Raw genomic sequence first — 10,000 nt, forward strand, 5'->3', positions numbered from 1 at the left:
CTTATTCAAAAAGTCATAAGGCAGAGCATGGCATTTGCAGGCAGTAAATAAAGCTGTCATGCAGGCGGGATGCTGCAAACAGCCGATCACAGACACACAAAGGCCAGAAGCTCTCCACCACAAAAAACAGGTGACAGTCGTAAGGATTCAGCCTTAACAACCGAACCAGCCGCCGCTACAGCATCTGGTTCTCGGCGTTAATCCCCCTCAAACATCCTGCGGCTTGTAGCAGCCTGAGATGTTCTACCTGGTTAACGCTCCTCTTCTGGTCTATACCCGTCGTACTTGAAGCTGCAGCTTTGTTGACTGCGTGCCCTCGCCCCAGTCACATAGGACAACTATGCTCCTGGGGTCTCACGCACTTGTCGTCGCGCTGCAACTCCAATTACTTAGGGTATACTCCCCATCGTTTTTGAAGCTGCAGCTTTGTTGACTGCGTACCGTCGCCCCAGTCACATAGGACAACTATGCTCCTGGGGTCTCGCGCACTTGTCGTCGCGCTGCAACTCCAATTACTTAGGGTAGACACCCGCCGTACTTGAAGCTGCATTATACGGGTGGGGATAAACCCCGCCCCTACGATCCAACTACGTCAGGTATCTCATAATCACGTATGATTGACGGCGCTGAGCTTAAGTGACTTTTTTACAAAAGGCAACAGCCGTTTAGCCGTCTTTTCAAAAAAGCTGTAATTTAATTACAGTTTTTGCCGTTAAGCCAAAGCTAGCTGGCCAACAAAATACACGCTGACATACCCAAGGCTATAACAGCCCAACAGGTAACCCGCCATTTTAAAGTAAGTACCAAAGGTCAGCTCTTTTACTTTACTCATAGCAATGATACCGGCCGCTGAACCTATGATCAGAATAGACCCTCCCACACCAGTGGCATAGGTTAAAGTCAGCCATTCCGCTGTGGTCATAGTTAAATCTGCCTTTAATAAAGCGGCAGTTAAAGGCACATTGTCGATCAGGGCTGATAAAACGCCCATCAGATAATTGGCCTGTATAGGTTCTAAATATTGATACAAATGCGTGATATTGGTCAGTACCCCAATTTCTTTCATAATACCAACCAGCAGTAAAACGCCTAAGAAAAACAATAAGGTATCAAACTCAACTTCACGGATATAGCTCAGAATATTCACACCGGTTTTTTTACGCAGCAAATACTGAGCCGCCAGGAACATGACACCTAACCCAAACAGGAAAGTCAGTACAGGCGGGATCTGGAACAGAATATTAAACAGCAGCGTCGAGCCTATAGTGGATGCAAAAATAGCAGCGATAATCACATCCGCCTTTTCAATAGGCTTAGGAGATTTTTCCAGAACTATACGACCTTTCATTTTGCGGGATAACAAAATTGCCAAAACGGCTACGGCAAATAACGAAGGTAAAATTAACAACAGCAAGTTAGCTATGGTCACTTTGCCAGCTAAAAAGAACATCAGAGTGGTGACGTCACCAGTAATCAAAGACACGCCACCGCTGTTCACGGCAAAAATAATCAAAGTGGCATACTGAATACGTTTTTTCACTTCCAGCTTAATGCTGCTAATCACTGCGATAGCCACCAATGTTGCGGTGACGTTGTCAGCAAAAGAAGAAAAAACAAATGCAAAAACCGCGATAATAAACATCAGTCGGCGCTCAGATAATTCCGCAGGTAACAGTCGTTGTACCACCTGAGAGATAAAGCCCTTGCTATTGAGATAAGCGACAAAAGTCATAGTTGACATCAAAAATAACCACAAAGTAGCTATTTCTAATAAGTTATGATTCAGCTGCTCGCTGATTTCGGCACTTGTAGCACCGTGCATAGGAAAAATAAAAGCGAGGATCCAGCAAAGAGTACCGAAAAAAAGTGTCGTTTTTGCCTTGTTTACGTGGATAATATCCTCTATAACGATCATCACAAAGGCTATTGCCACCAGAGCCAAAATTACTGCGCTTAACATGATGTAGTACCAGCTTTATTGTTGAGGAAAAGGAAGGAATTTGCGGGGCCGTATTCTAGCAGCCCATGCCAGTTGCCTCTACCCTGGCAAGTCACATTTGTGAAATATTTATGATAAGCATGAAAAGAAAGGACAAATGATAGCGCCACGTAAAATTATCCGCTGCTTAGATGAGCACTGGACTGTCATTGAGCAGTTGGTCGAACGTAGTGCCAGCGGCAACTTCAGCTTTCAGGATGTACAACACCTGATCCTGCGTTATAACCAGGGCATGAGCAGTGAACAGGTGTTCCGTGAAGCCCAGCGTTTGTTGCAACTGGAAATTCTGATCCCGCTGGCCAAATCCAGCCAACTGGAGTTGAATCGCTCCGTACTGGAGTTTGCCCAGCAGTTGATGCAGGAACAGCAATTAGGCCTTGCCACAGATATTGAAAGCCGCATTCTGGAGTTGAAGCGTCTATGCGAGCGGATGCGGGAAGCGGCGCAAAGCCGTGACAGCAGCGAGCTACGCCGTTTCGCCAGAGTGATGGACGAACGTATCCGTGAGGTACTGAAACATTTTGGCCAAAACGAAAGTGCGATTTTATCTTTAGTGGAACGCGCCAAAGCGGACGAAGGTAAACTCAGCCTGGCACGGCGTTATGCGGCCGTGATGGATGCTTTTGATGACTACATTGACCCGGTATTAGCACTGGTCGATATCAATGGGCCTTTCCAGCTGACAGTCTCAGCGGTGGAAACTATGCTCAGCGACCTGCTGCAAATGATTGAAGTGACAGGCACCCTCAATACCGAAAAAGAAACCCTGATCCAGCTGCGCACCCGCTTGATTGAAATGAATCAGATCGGCCGTGAAAGTTTAAGCCGTTGTGCTGACTTATTGATGCCACTGCGTGACGAGCTGCGCCGCAATACATTGCTGTCCCGTAACGCCAGTTTCTTATTAGGGCAGATGCGGAAAAAAGGCATAGATCTGACGTTAGAACCATTAGTTCCAGCTATCAGCTCTGACAACCAGCGTTTCTCCTTAGGCTCGGCTAATCAAATCACCAGTTATATGGCCGAACTTTGTCAGTACGAACACGATGCTTATCAGCTACCTGAGGAAATACTCAGCAATCACAGCATGCTGATGCAGGTGCCTGAACTGAAAGATGTAGTGCACAAAGCCAAAGCGTTGAAAAAACTGCCTGACTTAAGCCGTTGGCTGGCCGACAGTTACCCTGAATTACCAGTAGATGAGTTGCTGTTTTTATATCAAGAGTTATCACGCTCGGATGAGCTGACACTACAGCACAGCGAACAGCACACAGAATTGACACTCAATGGCTATAAGCTGACCTTACACCCATTCCAAAGCAGCGAAGCCGGGACTTTATAAATGCAATTAAACTTAGATGAACTGACCCAACTGGCTGAGATCAGCAAAAAGCTGTCGAACGGTTACCATATCAGCGAACAGGATTTTGCCTTATGGCAGGAACTGGATCAGCAGGAAGACTCATACACTGCTTTGTTTGGCGCTCTGGGTAATACATTAAAACGCGACAGCCGTGGTTTCTTTTATTTTGAAGTGGATGATGCCACCGCCAGCATGGGTAAAATTTCCCGGCTGTTTGCCTTGACCTTATTTGCCTTGGTGGAGTTTTATGCCGACAAAGGCCAGGACCCGCTGCGGGCTTTATTTGAACATGAAATTACCACAGAAATCTGGGGCCAGTTGTTGCAGCAGCAATACCATTTATTCGAACAACTGGAAATTTTCTCAGTGACCGACATGAAACGTGAAATATCCAACCGCTTATTACGTTATGGTTTGGCAAGGCCAAGCGGTGATCAGATCAAATTATTATCGCCTGTATATCGTTATTTAGATGCGTTAATGGATGTGGATCACAGCGCTGTAGTAGAGGAGCAAGCTGATGTCTGAGTCAAATAAATCAGAGCTGTATGGCTTAACTAAATTAGCTTTGCTCAACACTGCTGGTTATGCCAAATGTGTGATCCCATTGGATGATTCATCCTCCATTTGCGCGCCGAATAATACGGGTAAAAGTTCGGTGATCAACGCCCTGCAGTTCCCGCTGATTAACGATTTACGTTTAACGGAGTGGGACGGCCACGACTTAGACGAAACCCGTAAGTTTTATTTCGGCACAGACCAAAGTTACATCTTGCTGGAAGCCAATTTGCCCGACGGCCCAGTGGTGATTGGTGTGGCAGGCCGCGGTAAAATTGCCGGTTACGCTTTCCAGTATTTTTGCTACAAAGGCAAACTGGACTTAAACCATTATTTAGATGGTAAAAGTTATGTGCGCTACAACAAGCTGGACCATCATTTACGTGGTTTAGGTTTTGATCCTATTGAATTAAAACAGTCTGAACTGAACGCCATGCTGACGGGCGGCGCCACACCTTTTGACAGCCGTATTAACCTTCGGATGATCCCACTGGCGAACGTGTCTGATGCCCCCGTCTACAAAGATATTTTCCGCCGTATTCTGAACCTGCATCGCTTAACAGCGCAGGACGTCAAACGGCTGTTATTGCCTGTGTTTGCCCGGCATTTAGGCGACCCTAAGGTCGATTTTTATCAGGTCTGGCACAACGCCTTTGAAAAGGTCAATAAAGACAGACGTGAACTCAAAGCTTTGGAAAACCAGCAGGAAGCCGTTACCGCGCTGGAAAGCCTGCTCGACAACCGCTCAGTGCTCAAAGGCCGTTTAGCCACTTATGCGCCTAAGCTGGACGTGGCTTTAACTGAATTCCACAGCTACTTTGACGATCAGCAAGAGCTTCTGAACGAGCAACTGACCGGTCTTTTGGCCGAAAAAAATCAGCTGGAAGAACGGCAGCGTTTGTATGTAGGCCAAATTAAAGAACTCTCTGGCCGTCAGCAGCAATTGCAGCAATGGTTTGGCGAATTTGATGGCCTGTCACAAAAATTCAGCTTAAGTAATGAAGCCACCTTGCAGACCAACTTAAGCAATATACGTTCAGCCTACGAGCAGTTAAGCCACAGCTTACAAGGTGCCAGTCAGGTCAATGCCACCACTTTGGCACACCAGAAAAGCCAAAGCGCCAAGCAGCTGCAAAGCTTAAAACTGCAATTGAAAAACCTGGAATTTAACCTGTATTCGCGTTTGCGCGAAGACTTGAGCCTGCCGGAAGTGCAGCAAATCACCCGCATTCTGAATCCGGATTTATTATCGCTATCCACCACAGGTGGCGGTGATATCGAAATTCTGGACGATGCGCTGTTTTCAGAGCAGCTGGAGAAAATTGCCGATTGCTTTAAACAAGGCAAACTGCATTTACCAGGTGTGGTGATCGACCTGCACCACCTGCAGCCTGTTGAGCAAAATAGCCTGGAGAACAAAATCCAGCTGAAAGAGCAAATTGACGCACTGCAGCAAACCTTGCATACGCTGGAGCAGCAGCTGGCTGTGGCTGGTGATTTGGCCGGTAAAACCCGCGAAAAAGACCGTTTGTATCAGGATCTGTTACAAGCCGAAGAAGACATCAAAAAGTTTGGCCGCTACCAGCAGATGCTGGAAATCAGCGATGAGCAGCAGGCGCTGCAGTCCGAACTGGAAATTGAAGAAGACAAGCTGCAAGAGCAATTGGCTGAAGTACAGCATAAGGCCTCTACCCTGTCGGATCGTCGTAATTTAGTTTCGAACAAGCAGGAACAAATTAAACGTCAGGCCGAGCGGATTGAGCAGGAGAAAAAAGAGCGTATCGACTTCCAGCTCGATTTCTACTCCGGTAAAGTTACACCTTACCCTATTGAAGTGACTTTGGATTTTGACAACTTAGCCGACGTATTACGCGACTTTAACAAGCAGTGTAACGAACTGAAACTGATAGACGTCAATATCAAAAATACCTACTTGTTTATATTTAACGCTGGTATTACCAAGTTTGAAGTTGAATCGGATGAGGAGCTGAAGTTCCAGAAACTCATAAGCGCCTTCCATCACCTGGACAAAGAACGTGAAGCCATTGAACGTCGTGCCCGGGTGGCATTAACTGAAGTTGCGTCCACGCTCAAAGGTTTACGTGATGACTTAAACCGTCTGCATCGCGAACTTAACAGCTTTAACCGCGGCATCTGGCGTCATCAAATTTCCAACCTGCAGGATTTTAAAATTGAAATTGTCGACCGGGCTTTATTGGTTGGCCATATCGATACCATCCTGACCACCTCAGAAGCTTATCAGCAAGGCGATACGCTGGATTTATTAGCGCCAAATGCCAGCAGCAATGAGCGTGAAGTACAGGCGGCGAAAGACTATTTAATTCAGGCGGCCAGCGAAAAAGGTGGTTTAACTTTATCTGACTTGTTTGATATCCGCTTTAAAGTGGTGAACCGCGCTGGTGAAGTGGAGTTCTTTGATAAAATTGACTCTGCAGGTTCCAACGGTACCCGTATCACCATTAAGTTATTGTGCGGTATGTTGTTCATCCGTCAGTTGCTGGCTGAACGTGAACGCGGTAAATACCGTATTCCAATTTACATCGACGAAGCAGCCGACATCGACCCGCATAACCAGCAGGCGCTGATTGAAACTGCACTGAACTTTGGTTTTGTGCCTATCTTTGCCTCGGTGAAACCTCAGACTTCCTGCCGTTATATAGTGCCAATCCGCACTGTCGCTGGTGGTGCGCAAAACTGGGTCGATGAAAAAGACTGGATTTTATGTGAAAAAATCCCGGTGGCTGGTGAAATTGAACAACAGGTTTCAGCGGCAGCAGAACCGGCTTAATCGCATACCTGCGAAAACAAAAAAGGATGGCCATGCCATCCTTTTTTTGTTAACTGAACTTAAAGCCCCAACACAGCTTTACCCTGATTAAAGATAATATCGACCGGAATATTGGCCGTGGTTAAACGGGCTAAATCTGCGGCTAATTGCTCTTTAATCACGCCTTTATCGGCCATCAATGACGCCACACCTTCGTAGTTACCATCGCCTTGTAAGGTCAGGATCAACTGCGACAAGGAAGTCATGGCTTGTTTCATTTTGACGTAATCCACCTGATAGGTGCCATCGTCATTACGGACAAAAGCGCCCTGCTCGGCAAAATAGTTAAAACAAACCATATTGGCTTTGCCGTGCGCGCTGGAGGCGCCAAAACGCACCGAGCGGAAAATACCGGCCATAAAGGTGGTGTAAAAATCCTCCATTTTGGCATCAGGCAATAAGCCCTGTTCTGACAACTGGGAAATCATATACAAACCCAAAATATCGGCTTTGCCTTCTTCCAGCCCGCCTGACAGCTCTTTTAAGCTCTGACGCACTGTGCCTTTGCCATTGATGGTGTTTTTAATACCTAAACCATGCGCCACTTCATGGAACATCACGTTGTTAAAAAAGGCATCAAAAGTCACATGCTGGCGCTGCGAAGGTGCGATCAGTAAGTCTGCGATAGGCGACATAATATGTTCAAACTTGGCTTGCATCGCATTTTTTAACTGCAAGCGGCGTGTGCCTTTTTCCAATTGGACCTGCTCGTCGTTCGGCAGGTTAATCGCGATAGTTTTACCACCTGAGTTGGAATGACCCGCGTAATAAATCACGTCATACGCATTTAAGTCGGCATCCGAACCCGGGCTTTCAGTTTTGTATTGCTCTGGCACCGGCAGGCCTTTTTGCAGCGCTGGCAAAGTGGCAGCGTATTTAGCTAAACGCTCACTCCAGGCTAAATCTTTCACCAGTACATAAGCTTCAAAAGCGGCGCGGTAACCAAATAACTGATCTTCATAAGTTTCGATAGGACCAATCACTAAGTCAATAGGGTTGGTTTTCATCGCCATCCAGGCAAAATCAGACGGCTGATAGTTGTCATTTAAAAAGGCTTCAGCGCGCAATGTTAGGTAGTTGGCGAAGTCTTTGTCTTCCGATAAAGCCGCAGCTTGTTTTAATAATTCAGCTGCCGCTGTCAGTTCAGTTTTATAGATTTGTGAATAAGGCACAGCCACTAACTTGCCATCTTTATCACGCTGAACCACAGAATAGAGGCCGTTTTTATCGGCAAAGTCAGTTTTTTCAAACTCTTCTTTGCTCATATCGGCCGGGTAAAACTGCGCGCCCAAAGGCTTGGCGGCATAGCCTGTTAAAAACACCTCATCGCCTTGCAATCTGTCCCATGGGCCGTAGTTTACATCGGCAAAAGCTTTGGTTTTGGCATCCGTTATTTTGCCTAAAAAGCTTTGTTTATCTTCGGCAAAGGCCTGTTTCCAGAATAACTGGTCCATGATTTCGGAGGCTTCAATTAATTTGCCCAGCATTTGTTTATGTTGAGCCGACACAGTGGATAAATCAGCGGTTAAATCCACAGTACGGTAAATATCCAGGCGTTTTTCAAAGCCAGCCACTAATGAAGTTGCTGATGCAACAGGTGCCGGTTGCTCAGTAGCAGCAGTCTGTTGAGTGGTCTCTTGCTCTGGTGCAGGTTTACAGGCTGTTAAAGCCAAAGCGCCGCCAAAGCTTAACGCCAGCATAATTTTGTTGTAATTCATTTGGGTACCTCATGAAATTTAGTCAGTTCTTTTTATAGTGCAACCCATGTAAAGGCTGCTTATCTTAACGCAGGTTATCATACTTGCTTCTGGAGCAAAGCTGTATCAGACAACGTAGCAATCCTTTTGCTTTTGTACCAAAATAGCGTAAAACTTAGTCAAATCGCGACATTCGTTGCGCTCTGATAGCGGAGACTTTTGGTGGCATCAACTTTGTTTGAGGTAAATGTTCCATCCCTTTTGACCAAACTTTCAATGTTTTTGGCGCTGTTTGTATTAAGCTGCCTGTTGACCAGGGGAGAGGCTGTCGTTTCACCATCCGCCTCCCCTGTTTTTGCCCCGGACACTCTTGATACAAGCCGTTACCCACAACAGCTCAAACAGCAGAATCGGCCTTACGTCAACAGCAGTGGGAAATTAGTCGGAGCTTATTTTGTTGAGTGGGGTACATATGAACAGGACTTCCAGGTAGCAGATATTCCAGCCCAGAACCTGACCCACGTTTTTTACGCTTTTATTCCGATCTGTGGCCCCAACCAATCGCTAAAGCAGGCTGACCCACAAAGTTACAGCAAGCTTGCAGCGCAATGTGCTGGCAAACCAGACTTCACTGTCGTAGTGCATGACAAATTTGCGGCGTTAGAACGTCCCTACCCGGGAGACACAACCAAACAACAGCTCAAAGGTATTTTTGCCGAACTGTACCGGCTGAAAAAAGCCCATCCAGACTTAAAGATATTGCCTTCTGTCGGCGGCTGGACTTTGTCTGATCCACTCTACAGCATCGGGACCAACGCACAGGTGCGGGCTACTTTTGTTGCCTCTATTATTCAGATGATACAAACCTATGACTTTTTTGATGGTGTGGATATCGACTGGGAATTTCCGGGTGGCGGCGGCTTAAACCCAACACTAGGTACTGAGCAGGATGGTGCTGGTTTTGCGCAACTGATGCGTGATTTACGTCAGGCCATGAATAGTCTAAGTGATGAAACCGGCCGCACTTATCAGCTCACAGCGGCCATGGCGGGCAGCGTGCAAAAGTTAAAACTGATCGACTGGGAAACGGCTTACCCTGCTATGGATTACATCAATCTGATGACCTATGACTATTATGGAGAATGGGACTCTGTACCTGGTCATCATAGTGCCTTATATGCCAATCCAAACTCCCGCAGGCCCGGTTCCAGTGCGAATGAAGCAGTACACTATTTACTGAGCCGTAAAGTACCTGCAGGAAAAATCAGTCTAGGCGTCGCTATGTATGGCAGAAGCTGGAGTAAAGTCAGTCATTACAAAGACAATAATCCTTTTACCGGCACGGCTGATAGTGGCAACGACGCGAATAAAATCAGCGGCGACTACAAAACGATAGCAACTCAGTATCTGGACAGAAGCCAGGGTGCTGCAGCACATGGTTTTCATTTAGTTTGGGATGATAAAGCCAAAGCCTGTGCTCTGTGGAATTCAGCCGTCGGTACCTTGATCAGCTTCGACTGTATAGCCTCTGTCCA

Annotated in this window: 6 protein-coding genes and 1 riboswitch; of the genes, 4 read left to right on the forward strand and 2 right to left on the reverse strand. The window is 46.6% G+C overall.

Annotated elements, in window-relative coordinates; translation table 11 throughout:
• Positions 1-99: 99 nt before the first annotated feature.
• A riboswitch (Lysine riboswitch) is annotated at positions 100-273 on the reverse strand.
• A 439-nt stretch (positions 274-712) separates the two neighbouring features.
• Positions 713-1,960 (reverse strand): sodium:proton antiporter NhaD, encoded by a 1,248-nt coding sequence (gene nhaD, locus LDL40_RS07525; RefSeq protein WP_300994638.1) that lies wholly within the window; start codon positions 1,958-1,960, stop codon positions 713-715.
• A 136-nt stretch (positions 1,961-2,096) separates the two neighbouring features.
• On the opposite strand from nhaD, the gene LDL40_RS07530 reads away from it, so the two are divergent.
• Genes LDL40_RS07530 through LDL40_RS07540 form a run of 3 tightly spaced genes read left to right on the forward strand, consistent with a single transcriptional unit; the run spans position 2,097 to position 6,729 of the window.
• A complete protein-coding gene (locus tag LDL40_RS07530; protein WP_300994639.1) occupies positions 2,097-3,341 on the forward strand; it encodes a hypothetical protein in 1,245 nt (414 codons plus the stop codon).
• Positions 3,342-3,890, forward strand: a complete 549-nt coding sequence (locus LDL40_RS07535; protein ID WP_300994640.1) for a hypothetical protein — start codon at positions 3,342-3,344, stop codon at positions 3,888-3,890.
• Positions 3,883-6,729, forward strand: a complete 2,847-nt coding sequence (locus tag LDL40_RS07540) for an ATPase (protein ID WP_300994641.1) — start codon at positions 3,883-3,885, stop codon at positions 6,727-6,729. Before LDL40_RS07535 ends, LDL40_RS07540 begins: the two co-directional genes overlap by 8 nt.
• Before the next feature lie 59 nt (positions 6,730-6,788).
• Here LDL40_RS07540 and LDL40_RS07545 read toward each other — a convergent pair whose 3' ends face one another.
• On the reverse strand, positions 6,789-8,486 hold the full coding sequence (locus tag LDL40_RS07545; protein WP_300994642.1) for a Zn-dependent hydrolase: 1,698 nt from the start codon (positions 8,484-8,486) through the stop codon (positions 6,789-6,791).
• A 240-nt stretch (positions 8,487-8,726) separates the two neighbouring features.
• Between LDL40_RS07545 and LDL40_RS07550 the strand changes: the two genes are divergently transcribed.
• Positions 8,727-10,000 (forward strand): glycoside hydrolase family 18 protein (locus LDL40_RS07550; protein ID WP_300994644.1); only part of this gene is annotated, 1,274 nt, incomplete at its 3' end.

Origin of the sequence: Rheinheimera sp., assembly GCF_020217005.1 — a bacterium.
In the GTDB taxonomy this organism is placed as follows: Bacteria; Pseudomonadota; Gammaproteobacteria; order Enterobacterales; family Alteromonadaceae; genus Pararheinheimera.